10 protein-coding genes are annotated in these 18483 nt (G+C 43.9%); 8 read left to right on the top strand and 2 right to left on the bottom strand.

The window, feature by feature from the left end:
• Positions 1 to 33: 33 nt before the first annotated feature.
• Together BMW86_RS24335 and BMW86_RS24340 are read right to left on the bottom strand one after the other, a co-directional pair.
• Positions 34 to 2352 carry an alpha-L-rhamnosidase-related protein gene (locus tag BMW86_RS24335; protein WP_089784858.1) on the bottom strand — a complete coding sequence of 773 codons (2319 nt, stop codon included), beginning with the start codon at positions 2350 to 2352 and terminating at the stop codon, positions 34 to 36.
• A gap of 25 nt (positions 2353 to 2377) precedes the next feature.
• Entirely contained in the window at positions 2378 to 4903 is a 2526-nt protein-coding gene (locus BMW86_RS24340) for a glycosyl hydrolase 2 galactose-binding domain-containing protein (RefSeq protein WP_089784860.1), read from the bottom strand.
• Positions 4904 to 5102: 199 nt separating this feature from the next.
• Between BMW86_RS24340 and BMW86_RS24345 the strand changes: the two genes are divergently transcribed.
• The 8 genes from BMW86_RS24345 (at position 5103) to BMW86_RS24380 (ending at position 18476) form a co-directional block, all read left to right on the top strand.
• On the top strand, positions 5103 to 7526 hold the full coding sequence (locus tag BMW86_RS24345; protein WP_089784862.1) for a glycoside hydrolase family 38 N-terminal domain-containing protein: 2424 nt from the start codon (positions 5103 to 5105) through the stop codon (positions 7524 to 7526).
• Positions 7523 to 9787 (top strand): GH92 family glycosyl hydrolase, encoded by a 2265-nt coding sequence (locus BMW86_RS24350; protein ID WP_089784865.1) that lies wholly within the window; start codon positions 7523 to 7525, stop codon positions 9785 to 9787. The genes BMW86_RS24345 and BMW86_RS24350 overlap by 4 nt, the downstream gene beginning before the upstream one ends.
• A gap of 10 nt (positions 9788 to 9797) precedes the next feature.
• A complete protein-coding gene (locus tag BMW86_RS24355) occupies positions 9798 to 11174 on the top strand; it encodes an SGNH/GDSL hydrolase family protein (protein WP_089784868.1) in 1377 nt (458 codons plus the stop codon).
• An 8-nt stretch (positions 11175 to 11182) separates the two neighbouring features.
• Positions 11183 to 11998: an alpha/beta hydrolase gene (locus BMW86_RS24360; RefSeq protein WP_089784870.1), complete on the top strand. Its 816-nt coding sequence runs from the start codon at positions 11183 to 11185 to the stop codon at positions 11996 to 11998.
• 167 nt (positions 11999 to 12165) lie between these two features.
• Positions 12166 to 13905, top strand: a complete 1740-nt coding sequence (locus BMW86_RS24365; protein WP_089784872.1) for a RagB/SusD family nutrient uptake outer membrane protein — start codon at positions 12166 to 12168, stop codon at positions 13903 to 13905.
• Positions 13906 to 13924: 19 nt separating this feature from the next.
• A complete protein-coding gene (locus tag BMW86_RS24370; RefSeq protein WP_089784875.1) occupies positions 13925 to 14344 on the top strand; it encodes a DUF5004 domain-containing protein in 420 nt (139 codons plus the stop codon).
• 14 nt (positions 14345 to 14358) lie between these two features.
• Positions 14359 to 15375, top strand: coding sequence for a DUF4961 domain-containing protein (locus BMW86_RS24375; RefSeq protein WP_089784877.1), 1017 nt, complete (start codon positions 14359 to 14361; stop codon positions 15373 to 15375).
• Between the two features lie 17 nt (positions 15376 to 15392).
• Complete coding sequence (locus tag BMW86_RS24380; RefSeq protein WP_177189376.1) at positions 15393 to 18476, top strand: SusC/RagA family TonB-linked outer membrane protein; 3084 nt, start codon at positions 15393 to 15395, stop codon at positions 18474 to 18476.
• Positions 18477 to 18483 lie beyond the last annotated feature (7 nt).

An 18483-nucleotide genomic window follows, 5' to 3' on the forward strand; every position in this document is an offset into this window, starting at 1 on the left:
TTCTCTTTTTGTTCAAAAACACACCATATAAATTTAAATCACAAATGAGTTAGCACCAGCTTTAAGCAGATATGTTTTAGCTTTCCATACAAATATTCCGGACGTTTTTAAAGGCAGACTGATATTGATTTTCCACTTGCTGCCCTCTAAAATATATTTAACAGCGACTTTCCCATCAGGATGGGGAATCTCTCCATCTACTTTTGTTAAAGTACCTAAATGTGGTTCAATCTTTATTTTACTGAAACCCGGTGCATAGCTGTCGATACCTAAAACAGTACGATAGAACTCGATATTAGGACTAGCACCCCAGGCATGGCAATCAGAGCGGGTAGTGTTGATATCTGAATATTCAGCCCAGGTAGTAAGCCCCATAGCTATATTTTCACGCCAGATACCCAGCCAGCTCATATAATCATTTCCACGGCCAGCTTTTATCAGTGCCTGATTCAGGTAGTATTTAAAATAAACAGTGCATTGAGTTAAAGTTTTATCATTCAAGAGTCCGTTAACTACAGCAGGCATATCCGTTTCGCTTACCATGCCTGTAAGTATGGCCAGTGAATTAGCATGCTGTGAGTAGCCATTTTTTTCTTTAGTATCGGCATACAATTTTTTAACCGGGTCCCAGTACTTATGCTGTATAGTAGTCTTTAACTGTGCGGTTTTCTGATTATATATACGGGCATAATCAGAAAGGCCAATTTGAGCTTCCATTTCCGCAGCCCACTGGTATGCCCAGAGTAATTGCAGGTCATAAATAGCCGCGCTACCGTCCGCGCCTTTGACATCGCCAGCCAGATTGCCAGCCCAGTCTACAAACGCCCAGTAAGGGGTATTTTTCACTGAACCATCAGGTTGCTGATATTTGCTGAAAAAATCCAGTATGGCTCTTTCCCCAACCAGTTTATTTTTAATAAAGTCATTATCGCCCCGGTACATCCAGTAATCATGCAGCATGCAGATGTACCATAGCGAAAACGTGGATATGATCTGTGTGCCTTTGGTAGGGTAACAGCTTTTGGTAATGCCTTCGGCTAAACGTGAATGATCGATTTGTGTGAGGGCATTACGTGCCAGCCTGTCATCGCTGGTATTATAGTAAGATATCAGGGCTTGTATACGTGTATCGCCAATGTATTGCAGTTGCTCATAGTAAGGGCAGTCTGTATAAGATTCCCAGGCATTGAGCCGCGCTGTACGCCAGCCAATATCCAGTATCTGTTTTATTTCGTTGTTATCTGTGTTAAATGTTGCTGTTTGTTTAAAAGGATAACCTGTGAAAGTGCCATAAATATCGTCCAGGACAAGCGGGTCATTTTTGGTTTGTACCAGTAACCTGATGTAACGATAGGTGCGGAAGTTGAGAGTTGTAAATGTCTGTCCTTTGTTACCGTCTGCTATCAGGCTGTCTATTCGCCCTACAAACTGTTTGCCGGTTATATCATTACGGTTACCTTTACTGTCTTTATTGAAAAGTGCTTCGGCATAACCTAATGAAATGCCGGCGTCCCTGCCACCGCTGAAATTAAGCGTTACATAGGCGTTTGTTTCAAAAGTCTGGTCCAGCAATAAAGCGATGCTTGTATTGGCGGGTATAGTTACCGACGTCTTTTTTTCGGGGAAGGCTTGCGGAACGGTAATACCAACAGCACTGCGTAATGCAGGAATACGCTGGTAAGTCATTTCCATTGGTGGCAGTGTTGAAGGCACCAGTGCCCAGTCGATCCCCCATGCCGTACCTTTCAGTTTTCCGTCCATCACTTTTGCTGCAAGAGGCCATGTACTATCATCATAAGATAAGGCTGTCCAATCACCTTTAACCGCCTGATTCATATCTACCATTTCACCTTTGCTGGCAGCAAAAAACCAACCCGGAACAGGCATATGTCCTGCATCGCGAAAGCATTTCCAGGTATTATCAGTATTCAGTATTTCTTCTGTTTGTGAATTGCCCTGCAGAATAAAACCTGTACGATTGCTGATCTGTGCTTCGGGACGGTATTGCGCTTCATTCCAAACGAGCGCAGCTATGATGTTTTTTCCTGCAGAGAGATATGGTGCAAGATCAACTGTTTCGTAATTCCAGAAATAGGTGTCACCACGCGCCGGGCCAAGCGAAACTAAAACACCATTCACATATAGTTTATAACGGTTATCTGCGGATACATGAACTATATAAGAAGCTGGCTTAGTATCCAGGTTAATACTTTTGCGGAAGTAATAAACACCGTATTCAGTGCCAGGATCGTTGGGAGCAGCTATCCAGCTGGAATTCCATATCTTGTCCGGAGATTGGGCATAATTGTTTGTTGCCAGTAAAACTAATATTACAATGAGAACGTGTTTCATTACAAGGAATTAATTGGATGTATAATTATTCATTATATGCTTTCGCATCAAGTTTGTATCCGTTTTTTAACTGAGCGGAGGATACCTCTATCTGCACTTGCTTTTTCTCTCCCTGCATCAGCGTAAAGTAAGAATCATTGATCAATACTGGTAGTATTTGTTTCCCGTTATTATCCAGTAGCTGTACCCGTATGCCTACAGCGGCTGATTGCTTTGATTGATTAGAAACGGTATAAGTTACCCCCTCGCTGGTTTTCAATGGGGCACTGATAGAAATCCTTACTGCCGGTAGTGCATTCAACGAAGTATAGTTCCCAACCCAGTAAGTATTTTCTGATAACAACTGACCATTATCTGCATATAAATTCAAACGAAGAAAGTAAAGACCCGCTGTATCAGTAAGCATAATAAAAGCATCTTTCACAGAACTCGCGTTTACCACTAAGTTTGTTTTCTTCGCATATTGTCTCACAGCTCTACCATCCGCATTATAAACCGTTGCAGATGCAGTCAGATTATGAAATGAACAGTTTTTATTATTAATCACCTTCACCATTTTAGACGCAGGGTTCCATTGGATATGCATGGGTTCACAGGCAGATTTAGCCCCGAAATAAGCACCTGTGAGATCATAGTAATAATCATAAGTCTGCCAGATCATAGAAGGATACGCAGACTGGCTCATCCAGATCAGTATTCCGGAGGCGTCATTCCACATATGATCGTTCCATGCTTCAAACATGGCTTTCATCGTTTCGAGGTTCAGCAGCTGTGCTTTCTTACAAAAATCTTCCAATGATACTGCTTGTCCATAACTTTTATTAATATCATTGATATACTTTACGGGATCGGCTCCTCCTCCCATTGCACCGTCTGTGCTGAAGAAATGCCTTGCCCACATATTGTCTTTGCTGTTTACAGAATCCGGAGTAGGAGCTACCCAGTAATTTTGCGGCATGAATTTTTTGAAGCTCTCAGGATTGACAAATGTGGCCATACCCAGTTCACTGCGCATCCCCCAGCTATTTGTAGAGAAAAGGTAGCCATTATGCGGATCAGTAAAATAACTCTTAGGATCTATATTCGCCCATATACCGCTACCTGAGAGATTTTTGCTGCCACCATGAATAGAGAAATTCGGGTTGGCTACACCGGCATTGGAACGGGGGAGGTATAGTCTGTAATCACCGTCATAGGTATGGATGGCATTAGTGATAACGTTGCTGAGGTCACCATCCGGATTACCACCAGGTACGCCTTCATTAGCACCACACCATATAACAATGGAAGGATGGTTCCTGAACTTTTTGAGCTTTTCAATCACGTTATCCTCAAACATATGCAGGCTATCTATACCGCCCATGTTATTCAGCCAGAAATCATCCCATACCATGATACCGTATTGATCACAGTATTCATAAAACGCATTGTCTGTAATTTCCCCTGTCCAGTTGCGGATCATATTAAAGTTCATGGCCTGATGCAGGCGAATACGGGTCTCGTAATCCTTTCCTCTTACTTTCAGCATATAATCAGACATCCCCCAGTTCCCACCTTTTAACAAAACAGGTACCTGGTTGATGTATACCCGCATAGGGCCATTCAGAGAAGTAGTATCAGCAGATATTTTCCTGATACCAAAGGACTGGCTAATCGTCGCTGTTTCAAACGATAATTTACAATCGTACAAAAATTGCTGACCATAACCATTAGGCCACCAGAGATGCGGATGTTGCATATACTGTGGCTGCAGATTAATTTCCTGACTACTTCCTGCTGCCAGTGTCACTTCGCTGCTGCTAATGATAATATTCCCTGGAGAAATCACTGCTTTTAATTTCCCGGTAACAGCAACAGGAGAGGAGTTCATCACCTGTGCAGATACCCTGATCGTTGCAGCATTAGTATCCGGCATATCCGCACGTATCCAGGGATCAGTGATACTCACAGGACCAGTAACCGTCAAGGCCACGGTATCAGTAATCCCGCTGTTTAGTCCGGGTACTGCCGGCATCCAGTCCCAGCTGCCGCTACAAATGTAGGTAGGGCTTTCCCAATTGGCAAGACCATGATCAAACTTAGGAGGAGAAACCAATACCGCTATGGCATTGGCACCTTTGGTGTTCAGCAGATTAGTGATATCATAGATTCCCCGTTGTATATGCCCATGCAGGTAACCAATCTGTTTTCCATTGAACCAGATGTCAGCGTATTTATTGATCCCATTAAATTTCAGCCATACCCGCTGATTATTCTTAACCGTCATAGCCGGAAATTCAGTCCGGTACCAGAAAGGCTGGTTATATTTTTCTTTATCAACATGATAGATGTTATCCCCGTAATCCGGATCTTTTTCTTTACCTGCTCTTACATAAGCATAAAATACAGTACCGGGTACTATTGCCGGGATCCAGTTTTTATCCGCAAATCCCGCAGTAGCAATGGCTGAAGGCTGGCTTTGTATAACAGGACTTATTCTCCAATGAAGCTGCTGACTATATAATGAACTACCGGTAACATGGAATAATAGCAACAACGCAATTGACTTCATAAGGTGGTAAATGTTTTCACAATAATAGAATATTTTGCTAAACCGGTTTAGTAATAACAAAAATAAAATTTCACTCCCCCTTTAAACAATTAATAATTAACAATAATATACATTATTAAAATAATAATTTGTTAATAGCCTTGTACAGTAAATTCTTTTATGTTTTATTTGCTAAATCAGTTTAGCATATTCCACGTATATGAAAAGTATCCTTTCTCTGCTATCGGCCTGTGTTTGGTGGATTTGTTTTTCTTCGCAGGCAATAGCGCAGAAGGTCTGGTATATCGATGGCTATCACGGCGGTGTATGGGGACATTACCCCGATTGGAACACCCGTTTCATGGCAAACCAGTTACAAAAACACCCTCAGTGGAATATAAATATTGAAATTGAACCGGAGACATGGGACAGTGCCATGGTGATAGACCCGGCAGCTTACCAGGATTTCAGGAAGTTATTTGCCGAAGGCAGGATAGAATATGTCAATCCTTCCTATGCCCAGAGCTACAATTTTAACATCTCTGGAGAAAGTATTATCCGGCAGTTCCAGTATGGTATGCATAAATTAAAACAACATTTTCCTGATATCGTTTTTTCTACCTATTCCTCTGAAGAACCCTGTTTTACCAGTTCTCTGCCGCAAATACTGAAATCACTGGGTTTCAGATATGCATCTCTGAAAAATCCGAATACCTGTTTTGGCGGATATACAAGAGCTCACGGCGGAGAGCTGGTGAACTGGACAGGGCCGGATGGTACTGCTATCCTTACTTCACCCCGTTATGCAATAGAAGCATTGTCTGATAAATCCACCTGGCAGACAATCGCATGGAATAATAGTCCGGAATACCTTTCAGCTGCGCAACAGTATGGCATTGCTCATCCCGTAGGAATGACACTGCAGGATGCCGGATGGAAAGGTGGTCCTTTTCTGGGAGATAATACGACTTATACAACCTGGCGGAACTATTTTGAAAATATAGCCCTTCATGATAGTGCAACAACGTGGAAGGTATCACAGGAAGATGTGCTTGTAAGCCTTGTCTGGGGCTCACAGATTACACAACAACTTGCGCAGCGTGTACGGCTTGCCGAAAATAAAATTATACAGTCAGAGAAGATAGCTGCTATGAAAGTATGGAATGGTCATATGGAATGGCCCCGGCAGCTTTTTGATACTGCATGGCGCACCCTGCTGCTGGCGCAACATCATGATTGCTGGATAGTGCCTTATAACGGTAATCCAGGGGATACCTGGGCAGATAAGGCCGCTAACTGGACAATGGCTACACGTAATATATGCGACAGCATTAATAAGACCAGCTTGAACAATCCTGATTATATAACGGTTTATAATACACTGGGAACAGATAGAAAAGAAGTTGTTTTTGCAAACCTGCCTGCCGGATGGAATGATGCACAGGTTACTGATAGTAAAGGGCACAAAGTGATTTCTCAATTGGTAAAGGATGGTATCTTATTCATGGCAGCAGTTCCTGCTATGGGAAATTCTGTATACCATCTGCAGCAAAAACAAGCAGCTATTACCGTAAGAAGAACGGGCACAGGTTATTTACTGGAAACAGATCTTTACAAGATAATGATAGACACCTTACATGGTGGCATAATTAAAAGTCTTATCGCAAAACATCTGCACAACAAAGAATTTGCAGCAGCCGGTTTTAATGAATTAAGAGGGAATTTTGATGGTTTCAGGTCATCAATGGAATCGCCTGTAAACGTGACTATTCAGGAGGCCGGCCCACTAAGGATAAAACTGTTGCTCAAAGGATTGATAGCAGGTGAATCTTTTAAACAGACGATTACATTAACAACAGGAGATCCGAAGATTGATTATAACCTGGAAATAGACTGGAAAGAGAATACAAGTATCGGGCAGCCATTTGCAAAAGAAAAATATAAATGGGAATTACCAGCCAAACCTTTCTATAACGATAGCTGTAAACTGCTGGCTGTGTTTCCTTCAACATTCAAACAGCAGCATGTCTCTAAGGATGCGCCGTTTGATGTGACGGAAAGTAAACTGGAAAATACATTTTATAATAGCTGGGATAGTATTAAGAATAACGTTTTGCTGAACTGGGTAGATGTTACCGATGGTAAATATGGAATGGCATTGTTCAGCGATCATACAACCAGTTATACGCATGGCGCAAATTTCCCGCTGGGACTGGATATTCAGTATTCAGGTATGGGGCTGTGGGGACGTAATTATACCATTGACGGGCCTAGCACTGTTCATTATGCAATCATACCTCATTCCGGTAACTGGGAGCAGGGCAATATCAGTATGGAGAACAATAAATGGAATGAACCACTGCTTGTATTCAGCGGAAACCTGCCTGAAGAATCAATGTTTCAGGTAAACGGAGCACAGGTAACCGCTGTTGTATGGGAAGAGGATGGCGTGTTGATCAGGCTCTTTAATCCTTCTGCGGGGAACAGTCATGCCAGTCTTTCTTTTACGCAGGAAATTAACAGCGCTGCTTTGGTGGAACTGAGTGGCAAACAACGTGCAGCTGTTGACGTGATTAAAAAACAGGTACTGCTGGAATTACCTCCTTTCGCTATCCGTACCCTTAAAATAAAAAAACTATTATGATCAGGCTAATTATAGCATGTATACTTATTTGTACTATAAGCAGGGCACAGTCGCCCGCCGACCTGGTAAACCCCTTTATCGGGGCCAGTACAAGTGCGGGTGCTGCGGGTATCTATCATGGGCTGGGTAAAACATTCCCTGGTGCTACCACTCCCTATGGTATGGTGCAGGTAAGTCCGAATACCATTACCGGAGGAGACAACGGCTCGGGTTATAGTTATGAACATACAAGCATTGAAGGATTCGCTTTTACACAGATGAGTGGCATTGGCTGGTATGGAGATCTCGGTAATTTCCTCGTAATGCCATCTATGGGGCCTTTAAAGACCAAAGCGGGTCATGGTGATGGGTACCGTTCAACCTACCTTAAATCAAGCGAAAAAGCGGCTGCGGGGTATTACTCTGTATTGTTGTCTGATTATAAGATCAAGGCAGAGATGACAGCTGCTCCGCATAGTGGTATGCTCAGGTTTACTTTCCCTGCCAGTCAGCAGTCGAGGATACAGATCGATCTTGCCCGTCGTGTAGGCGGAACTTCCACCCGTCAGTATGTAAAGGTGCTGAACGACAGTACTATTGCAGGATGGATGCGCTGTACCCCTGATGGTGGTGGCTGGGGTAATGGCGATGGACATGCAGATTATACCGTGTATTTCTATGCTATATTCAGCAAACCCCTGCGTAACTATGGCGTCTGGAGCGCAGATATCCCGGATAGCTGGACACGCAAACTGGAAGATGTGGAGAGTGATCGTTATCAGCAGCAGATAGGTAAGGCAGAGATCCTGAAAGGGATAAAAGAAAAGGAAGGGAAACACCTGGGATTTTTTACTGAATTTGATACTAAGGAAGGGGAGCAGGTACAGATGAAAGCAGGTATCTCCTTTGTAAGTATGGATGGGGCGGCTCATAACCTGCAACAGGAGATCCGCGACTGGAATTTTGATGCTGTCCGCAGTAAAGCACGTGATCAATGGAACAAAGAACTTGCCCGCATTAAAGTATCCGGTGGTACAACAGAAGAAAAGAAAGTATTCTATACGGCTTTGTATCACACAATGATAGATCCCCGTATCATACAGGATACAGATGGGAAATATATGGGGGGAGATGGGAAGGTACAGAGTAGCACCACTTTCAATAAGCGCACTATCTTCAGCGGATGGGACGTGTTCCGTAGTCAGATGCCATTGCAGACACTCATTAATCCATCATTGATCAATGATCTGATCAATTCCCTTATTACACTGGCTAAAGAGAAAAACAAGGATTACCTGGAGCGCTGGGAACTGCTGAATGCCTATTCCGGTTGTATGCTGGGAAACCCTGCAGTATCTGTAATCACGGATGCATATGCAAAGGGGATCCGTAATTATAATGTCCCGGAAGCATACAGGCTTTCTGTAAATTCTGTAGAACGGTTTGGCAATGGTAGTCTGGGATATACACCTGGTGATCTCAGCCTTTCCTATACGCTGGAATATGCATATACTGATTGGTGTGTATCCCGTATGGCCAAATGGCTGCATCATCCGGAAGATGAAAAAAAGTACGCCCAGAGAGGAGAGAATTATAAAAATGTATTTGATACAGAGAAAGGCTGGTTCAGGCCAAAAGATAAAGAAGGTAAATGGTTGCCCTGGCCGGATTCCGGCAGGATGCAACCCTGGTATGGCACTATGGAAAGTAATCCTTACCAGCAGGGATGGTTTGTGCCGCAGGATGTAGATGGTATGGTAACACTGATGGGAGGAAAACAAAAAGTAATCACTGATCTGGAACACTTCTTTGAACAGGCACCGGAGAATATGATGTGGAATGATTTTTACAATCATGCCAATGAACCGGTACATCATGTGCCCTTCCTGTTTAACAGGCTTGGCAAACCCTGGCTTACACAGAAATGGACAAGGGCAATCTGCCGCAGGGCGTATCATGATAAGGTAGAAGGACTGGTTGGCAACGAAGACGTAGGACAAATGTCTGCATGGTATGTACTGGCAGCTATTGGTTTACATCCTGTATGCCCGGGAGATACCCGTCAGGAAATCACCAGTCCTGTGTTTGATAAAATAGAAATGGGAAAGTTTACCATCAAAACGATCAACAATTCACCAGAGAATATTTATATACAAAGTGCCCGGCTCAATGGCAAGCCATACAGCCAGTGTCACATCGATTTCAGGGATGTTGCTAAAGGAGGTGTACTGGAACTGGTAATGGGCCCAATGCCGAATCAGCAATGGGGTATCAATAATTAATCTAAATTAAATGAAGAAACTACTGCTTCTGTTTATCGCTGCATCCGCCTTACAGGCGAAAGCGCAGCAGCCTTTTCAGAAAGGCGACCGTATCGTTTTCGTAGGAAACAGTATCACCGATGGTGGGCATTATCATTCCTATATCTGGTTGTATTATATGACCCGTTTCCCGCAAAGACGTATCACCTGTTTAAATGCAGGAATAGGAGGGGACGTGATTGGCCAGATCAATGACCGTTTTGAAGATGATGTGCTTTCAAAAAAGCCTACAGTGCTGACCCTTACCTGGGGCATGAATGATACCGGCTATTTTGAATGGTATCGTTCAGATGCAAAGGACTCTATGCAGAAAAAAATACAGCGTTCCTATAACAATTATGCTATAGTAGAGGATAAGCTGAAAAAACGCCCCGATATTAAGAAGATTTTCATCGGCGGATCTCCTTACGATGAGACTGCAAAATTCAATGATAAAAACATCTATCCTGGGAAAACCCAAGCCCTGAATGAAGTGGTGGCTTTTCAGGAACAGGCGGCTAAAAAGAACAGCTGGCCTTTCGTTGATTTTTACCATCCTATGATGTTGATCAATCAACGTGAACAACAGCAGGATTCAACTTTTAGCCTCACACCTGGTGACCGTATCCATCCGGATAACGACGGACATATGGTGATGGCATACCTGTTCCTGAAAGCCCAGGGGCTTGCTGGTCAGCCAGTGGCCATGATACATATAGACGCCGCTACAAAGCAGATAAAGCAGGCGGCAAACTGTAAGATCAGTGCTGTAACAGGTACGGCTGATGGTGTCAGCTTCGGTTACCTTGCGCAGGCACTGCCTTATCCGCTGGATACTATTAGCCGTGGCTGGGGCAATCGCCGTAAACAGTCGGATGCAATGAAAGTGGTGCCTTTCATGAAAGAATTTAACCAGGAAGTATTGCAGGTGAGCGGACTGAAAGCTGGTCAGTATGATCTGCTGATGGATGGTGAAAAGGTAGGTTCCTATGATGCCGGACAGCTGGCAACAGGGATCAATCTGGCGGAGAATACCCGTACACCTGAATACCAGCAGGCTATCCAGATCCGGGAATTGAATGAGGAACGCTGGGATATTGAAAGAAGGCTGAGAATGTATGCCTGGATGGAATTCAGCATCCTGAGAGGAAAAGGGTTGCTTTTCAAAGATAATAATGCCGTAATGGATTCTGTAAATGCCTATGCTGCCAAAGACATTTTTGTAAATGGTAACAGGGATAATTTTACCCGTGCACGTTACAAAGGGATCCGTGATGCATGGCAACTGGAAATGAACGTGCTGACGGATAAAATTTATGAGATCAATCAGCCACTGCTACATAAAATTACCATTGCCTCAGCCAGATAACCGGATATATGAAACAAACATTTTTATTATTGATTTTCGTACTGGCAAGAGGGTTGGGGATGGCTGCGAAAGTGGATACTGTCAGCACTTCCAGCCTGGATATGCACAAAGATATTAAAGCAGTGGTGATCACGCCGGGCGACTATAATTCCAGCCATAAGTTTCCCGTGCTTTATCTGTTGCATGGGTTTAGCGGGAATTACAGCGACTGGATCAAAAAAGATCCGGAACTGCCCCGGCTAAGCGATGAATATCATATGATCATTGTATGCCCGGATGGGGATTTTGCCAGCTGGTATTTCGATAGCCCCGTAAAGGCAGGTTCAAAGTATGAAACGTATATCTCCTCAGAGCTTGTCAGCTGGGTCGACAAACATTATTCCACTATCACCAGCCGTACCGGCCGGGCTATCACTGGTCTGAGTATGGGCGGGCATGGTGCGTTGTATCTCGCTTTCCGGCATCCCGGTATCTTTGGCGCCGCAGGTAGTATGAGTGGAGGGGTAGACCTGCGTCCATTCCCCGAAAGCTGGGGCCTTGATCAGGTACTGGGAAAATACAGTGAAAACCCTGTTCGCTGGGAAGAAAACAGTGTGATCAACATGCTGTATCTCCTTACTCCCAACTTACTCGATCTGATTATCGATTGCGGAACAGATGACTTCTTCAATATGTATAACAATAAGTTGCATGAAGAATTGCTGGAACGTAAAATCCCACATGATTATACCGTAAGGCCAGGTGGACATACCTGGGAATACTGGTCGAATTCCATCAGATATCACACATTGTTCTTTCATCAGTTTTTTGAGAAAAATAAATAGCGATTTTAATTTGCTAAACCGGTTTAACAGTTGTATTTTTAGTGTCATCACACGTTATTGGGGAAAACACGTCATGTATTGATTAGCCAAACCGGTTTAATAAGTAGACCACGGATATAAAACAGCACTATACCACTATTCACTGATACAAGTAAACCACGTTATTTATGTTAAAACGCTGCTTTCCTGTTTTTGTACTTATGGCATCAGCTTTAGTCTGGTCCTCATGCAGAAAAGAAGGCTTCCTGGCTGCAACAACAACTACCAACCTGGATGAAAAGACGGTATTTTCCGACAGTTCCAGGACGGTTGGTTTCCTTGCCAATATATACTCCAATGTAGGACTTAGTACAAGCCTTAGCCGCTTTTCGTATAATTATATTGTCTGCGGAGGGCTGGAAGCTGCCTGCGATGAGGCAGAACCATCACATGCTTTTTCCACACCGGCCACACAGTTTGCTACCGGTACGGTGAATGCGGGCATTATTGGGGAAGAACCTTATAAGACCTGCTACACCAACATCCGCGCGGTGAATGTGCTTATTAAAAATCTTCCCAACGCACCGTTAAGACAAGCCTATAAAAACCAGATGGTTGCTGAAGCACACTTTCTGCGAGCCTGGTATTATGCTATTCTCACAGAACACTACGGCGGTGTTCCGCTGGTAGGTGATACCCTGCTGACATATGATGTTCCCATTGTGGCAAAGAGAAGCACTTATTCGGACTGCGTAGATTATATCCTGTCTGAATGTGATGCGGCCGCGTTAATGCTGCCAACAACACAAACGGGTCTCAATTATGGAAGAGCCTCTAAAGGCGCCTGCCTGGCATTAAAAGCTCGTGTGTTGTTGTATGCTGCCAGCCCTTTGTTTAACGGTACTACCCTGCCTTCCGACGCAGGGGGAGCAGGAGTGGACCCTGCACTGGTAGGTTATCCTACTTATGATATCAACCGCTGGAAACAGGCCGAAAATGCCGCACAGGCAGTGATCGCATTAGGGGTTTATTCGTTGAATGCCAGTTTCCAGGGATTGTTTCCTCTCCGGGTAAATACAGAATATATTTTTGAACTGATGCGGCCCGGTGGGAACAGCGATCTTGAAAATATGTGCCTGCCACCTTCAAGAGGAAGTAACGGCACCGGTTCATTCCCTTATCAGGGACTGGTAGATGCCTTCCCAATGAAGAATGGTAAACTTATCACAGATCCCGCTTCCGGTTATGATCCCAATAACCCTTATAAAGACCGTGACCCCAGACTGGATTACAGTATCATCCATGATCAGACGGTGTTACTGGTACGCACCGGTAACGGACAAACAAATGGCTCTGCACCTGTAAACATTTTTGCAGGTAATTACAATGGCATACTCACCGGACAGGATGCTGTACATCAGGGTACCATCACAGGTTATTATAATAACAAAATGCTGGACCCTGCAGCTATTGCTGCTACACTCAGTTTTGGCAGTAACAGGGTAATGCCATTGATACGTTATGCTGAAGTATTACTGAACTATGCAGAAGCTGCCAATGAATTTGAAGGGCCTACAGGCAATGTATATGCAGCAGTGGAAGCGGTACGCCAGCGTGCAGGATTAGATCCTTATCAGCTGCCTATAGGGCTCACAAAGGATGATATGCGCACCTGGATACAAAACGAACGCCGCATAGAGCTGGCTTATGAAGGACACCGGTTCTGGGATGTGAGAAGATGGAAGATCGCCCTGCAAACGGAAAGTATCCAGTCTCAGGGTATGGAAGTAAACCGCAATGGCGCTGCCGTTAACTATAAACTGTTCAATGTCACCAAACATAATTTCCGTCCGGCAATGTACCTGTGGCCTTTCCCGCTTTCAGAAACTGGTAAGTCGCCGGAACTGATACAAAATCCCGGTTATTAATCTTTAATCATTTCACGCTATGAATCGTTACATACTCATAATAGCCGTCTGGCTGTTCTCATCCTGCAGAGTTGAAGAGATCGCGCCCGTAGCAGAAGCGCCAAAGAATGTCACCGGTAGCTGGAAAGTCATTAAAGCTACCAGGAATGGTACAGATATTACAAGTGCTTTCGACTTTACACAGTTCAGATTAAAATTTGATTCTGCAGATAATTATACACTGGTAAACAGGCTGCCCTTTCTGGTGAATAAAAACGGGAAATATAAACTGGATGATCCTGCCTATCCATTTAAACTAACGATGATGCCTGATGGAGGATCTGCTGTATCAACATCTTTTAATTATCCAACGATTGCCGGTATCAGGCAACTGAGTCTCACCTTCATTCCCGGTTGTGAATTGAATTCCTATATCTATACACTGGAAAGGGAAAATTAAATCTGATTAATAATATGCTACCACGTTTAAATATCAAAGGACGAAAAATCTGGATGCTGTCCGCATTGCTGATAGTAGCAATAGTATTCAGCTTCTGCCATATAAAGATTACAAAAGTCACCATCCCCGCAACAGCCCAGGTGGGAGATGTTGTACCCATCCAACTGGACCTTGATGTTTCCTGTAATTCAGATGGGTCGGACAAACTGATCGTAGGGGTACTGATGCCTAAAGGCTGGAAAGGCACGCAAAACATGACGGCTACCTACACCAGTAGCAAGGGAAATGGCAGTTTCGCTATGACACCACTGACCACCCTTGCTCCGCATGGAGATGGGAAGAATTGGCCGGATTATATGAGAGCCACCTTTGGTATTGCGGGCAACCTGATAGATGATATGGAATGGGTGGTGATGCAGTCAGATGTGCCCTTCACCTATGCTAATAACGACAAGATCACCGGTTCTATCAACCTTAATCTGAAAGTAGGTGCGGACGATAACCCCACCATCGTAAAACTGGCCTATGTAGTGGCCAATACCACCAATGGGTTTACTTCCGATAATTTCGTTGATGGAGGTTATGGCGCTACTGCAGAATATTATAATGAATACATAGGGGACTGTTTTTCGGTGACCGGCGGTGGCGGCGACCTGGTCGACTTCTGTAACCCGCAGCTGACAACCGTTTCTCCACCTAAATCCCTGGATAATGATCTGGTTACCCTGACTTTTGATTCTAATGTAATACAAACTGACTTGTCGGGAAATGATGAGCTGTATTTGTGCGCTACAGGTACAACCAATGATGGTCAGACCATCGCCATCTGTGAACAGACTACCAGAACACAGATGAAGCCTTTAGGTGGAGGCAGGTTTGCGATTACCATCTGGCCACGGTCGTTTTTTGGCGTAAGCGATAGCCAGACCGTTACCAACATGACCTACTTCATCACGGATAAAACCGGTACGAAACAGGTCGGGTATGGGAATACCGCTGCTCCCTTTACTTATAAGTTTAAATGTGGATGACAACCAAAATTATTTCTATGCGCTATTGGTACTACAATATATGCCTGATCTGTCTGTGGGCGCTTCCGCAAACCACATTCGCCTTTCAGTCTCCAAAGGATACGACTGTCTCAAATGGTACTGTTATCAATGAATTTAATGAACCGCTGGCCGGCGTAATGGTCAGTGCTGAACATAATACTGTATTGACAGATAAGAAGGGGCATTTTGAAATAGATGTTCCGGCAGGTACCATGCTGGTATTTGCCCGGAAAGATTATTATACAAAAGAGGTAAAAGCAGGTCTGGGTATAACCGTACAGCTGACAGAGCGGTTTTTAAAATCACCGCAGCAGGTGGATATGTTGTACGAAAAGATAGATCGTTCCAAAGTACTGGGATCAGTGTCTGCTATTTATACCCCCCAGTTAACTACTACGCCTGCATCCCTGTATGTATACGCTTTCCCCGGGCAACTGGCTGGTGTGTATACCAAACAAAACAGTGGGTTCACTTCCTTCAATCTGAGTGATATATCTTCACCATCTGTCATCGGGCAAACATTGGTGAATGGAAATTCTAATAACAACCGTTCTACAGATAACTCAGAAATCAGCCTGAGCGTTCGTGGACAATCTCCTGTTACGGTGATAGATGGGGTACAAAGGGAAATATCTTCCATTGACCCGGAATCCATCGAATCTATTTCTGTACTGAAAGATGGTTTATCTACATTATTACTGGGCAATAACAGTTCTCATCCGGTGATACTTGTTACAACCAAAAGGGGAGACCTGGGCCGTCCGCATATCACCTTTACCGCGCAGACAGGCATACAACAGCCCCTGGGGTTGCCTAAACCACTGCCGGCCTATCAGTACGCTTACCTGCTGAATGAAACACTGATCAGTGATGGCAAGCCTGCATTATATTCCGCAGATGATTTTAATGCCTATAAACAACATACAGATCCTTACGGTCATCCGGATGTGAACTGGTTTAAAACACTGCTGCGGGATAATTCTCCTATCTCAAATTATAAACTGAATGTAAACGGTGGTAGCAGTGTAGCCCGTTATTCTGTTTCCCTCAGCTATTTCGATCAGGAAGGTATTTTTAAAACCAGTCCTGCTGTTAATTACAGTACCAATAATAGTTTAAAGCGATATATCATTAACTCCGATGTAGCAGTACAGGTAAATAAGAACCTGAATGTAGACCTGCAGCTGTTTGGCCGTATCCAGAATGCAAGAGAACCTGGTAACGACTATACGAGCCTTCTGTCTGCCATATATTCTACACCAAACAATGCTTATCCTGTCTATAACCCGAATGGTTCTTTCGGGGGTAATAACATCGGAGGCAATACCGGCCCATATAGTAATAACCTGCTGTCAAGGGCGCAGTTCTCAGGATATACACAGAACAATACCAATGATATTCTTGCGAATGTGGATCTGAATTATAACCTCAACAGCGTATTGCCTGGGCTTAGTGCAAAACTGAAAGGGAATTTATCCTACCAGTCCATTACAGGACTGGACAGGAGTTTACAAAATCCTTCCTATGCTTATATCGACAGCTCTTATGTTATTTATGGATCCACATCTGCCCAGAACAATATTTTCCGTACTGTATTCACATCCCGTCAGTCCTACGCACAGTTTAGCCTGAATTATGACAGAACTTTCAACAAAAGCAATGTGAATGCACAGGCACTGTATGACAGGAAATCAATCGTAGCCAATTATGACCTGGCTTCCAATACTACGAATGTAGGTTTACGGGCAGGATATGATTATGATCAGAAATATTTTATCAATGCAACCCTTATCGGAAGTGGTAATAACCGCTATCCGCCCGGTAATCAGTGGGGCCTGTTTTATGGTGCTGGTCTGGGCTGGGAAATGGGACGTGAAGATTTTATCCGGGATAATCTTTCCTGGATCAGCGGATGGAAATGGAGAGCTACCTATGCAAAGACAGGCAATGCCAATATTGATCTGAATGCAGCCCTGTACTATGCTTACTCACAAACCTATTCTTCCAGTAATATCGGCAAGAATTATCAGGTAGGTACAGGTTATACCACCGTGTATTACCAGTATGAAGGTACACTGGCAAATCCTTATATCACATGGGAGAAAGGCAGCAAGTTTGATATAGGTACAGACATTTCGTTTATGCATGATCGTCTGCAACTAACGGCAGACTATTACCATGATGTTTATTCCGATATTCTGGGTTACCGCGGTAATTCCATCGCCCTGCTGGGTACTGCCTGGCCACTGGAGAATATTGGTAAAAACCTTTATCAGGGTGCAGAACTGTCCCTCACCTATAACAATCACGTTGGTAACTTCAATTACTTCGTAACCGCAAATGGTAACCTGGCTTATTCAAAGATCCTTTTCAGTGATGAACTGGCTACTCCTTATGCATGGAACAGAAGAACAGGTTTGCCAGTAACAGGCACCTTCTATGGGTATACAGCGCTGGGACTTTACCAGAATGCTGAAGATGCAACCAGCAGTGCGCATATCGCAGGGTATACGCCACAGCCGGGGGATATTAAATACAAAGACCTCAATGGCGATGGTGTGATCGACAACTTTGACCAGTCAACCATCGGTGGAAATAAGCCACTGGCTTTCTTCGGGCTCACAATGGGGGCCAATTACAAAGGTTTCAATGTTAGTTTTGTTTTACAGGGTGTGGGCAACAGGCAGATCAGCGTAGAGAATAATGTGATCGATCATTTTGGACTGGATTTCTCCACTACTAACGGACAGGCATATACAAGTGCTACAGGCCGATGGACACCGGAAACAGCAGACAAGGCTACACTTCCCAGACTGGCAGTATCAGCAGCTAATAATAACTCGCTGTTCTCCACTTTTTATCTGAAGAGTGGTAACTATGTCAGACTCCGCAATGCTGAAATCGGGTATTCACTTCCATACAGCTTGTTGAAAAGAATGCGTATCTCCGGTCTGAAAATATTTGTGGATGGAGAGAACCTGTTTACGATCGCAGGATTTAAAGGAATGGACACAGAAGTTATGCCGTACAGCTATCCTATACAGAGAGTTGTAAGCGCAGGGGTAAGTATTAAGTTATAAAAGAGAT

This window comes from Chitinophaga sp. YR573 (assembly GCF_900110995.1).
In the GTDB taxonomy this organism is placed as follows: domain Bacteria; phylum Bacteroidota; class Bacteroidia; order Chitinophagales; family Chitinophagaceae; genus Chitinophaga.

Excerpts from the sequence above, each read along its gene's own strand:
- BMW86_RS24335 (WP_089784858.1), bottom strand. The coding sequence starts at position 2,352 with ATGAAACACGTTCTCATTGTAATATTAGTTTTACTGGCAACAAACAAT.
- BMW86_RS24340 (WP_089784860.1), bottom strand. The coding sequence starts at position 4,903 with ATGAAGTCAATTGCGTTGTTGCTATTATTCCATGTTACCGGTAGTTCA.
- BMW86_RS24345 (WP_089784862.1), top strand. The coding sequence starts at position 5,103 with ATGAAAAGTATCCTTTCTCTGCTATCGGCCTGTGTTTGGTGGATTTGT.
- BMW86_RS24350 (WP_089784865.1), top strand. The coding sequence starts at position 7,523 with ATGATCAGGCTAATTATAGCATGTATACTTATTTGTACTATAAGCAGG.
- BMW86_RS24355 (WP_089784868.1), top strand. The coding sequence starts at position 9,798 with ATGAAGAAACTACTGCTTCTGTTTATCGCTGCATCCGCCTTACAGGCG.
- BMW86_RS24360 (WP_089784870.1), top strand. The coding sequence starts at position 11,183 with ATGAAACAAACATTTTTATTATTGATTTTCGTACTGGCAAGAGGGTTG.
- BMW86_RS24365 (WP_089784872.1), top strand. The coding sequence starts at position 12,166 with ATGTTAAAACGCTGCTTTCCTGTTTTTGTACTTATGGCATCAGCTTTA.
- BMW86_RS24370 (WP_089784875.1), top strand. The coding sequence starts at position 13,925 with ATGAATCGTTACATACTCATAATAGCCGTCTGGCTGTTCTCATCCTGC.
- BMW86_RS24375 (WP_089784877.1), top strand. The coding sequence starts at position 14,359 with ATGCTACCACGTTTAAATATCAAAGGACGAAAAATCTGGATGCTGTCC.
- BMW86_RS24380 (WP_177189376.1), top strand. The coding sequence starts at position 15,393 with ATGCGCTATTGGTACTACAATATATGCCTGATCTGTCTGTGGGCGCTT.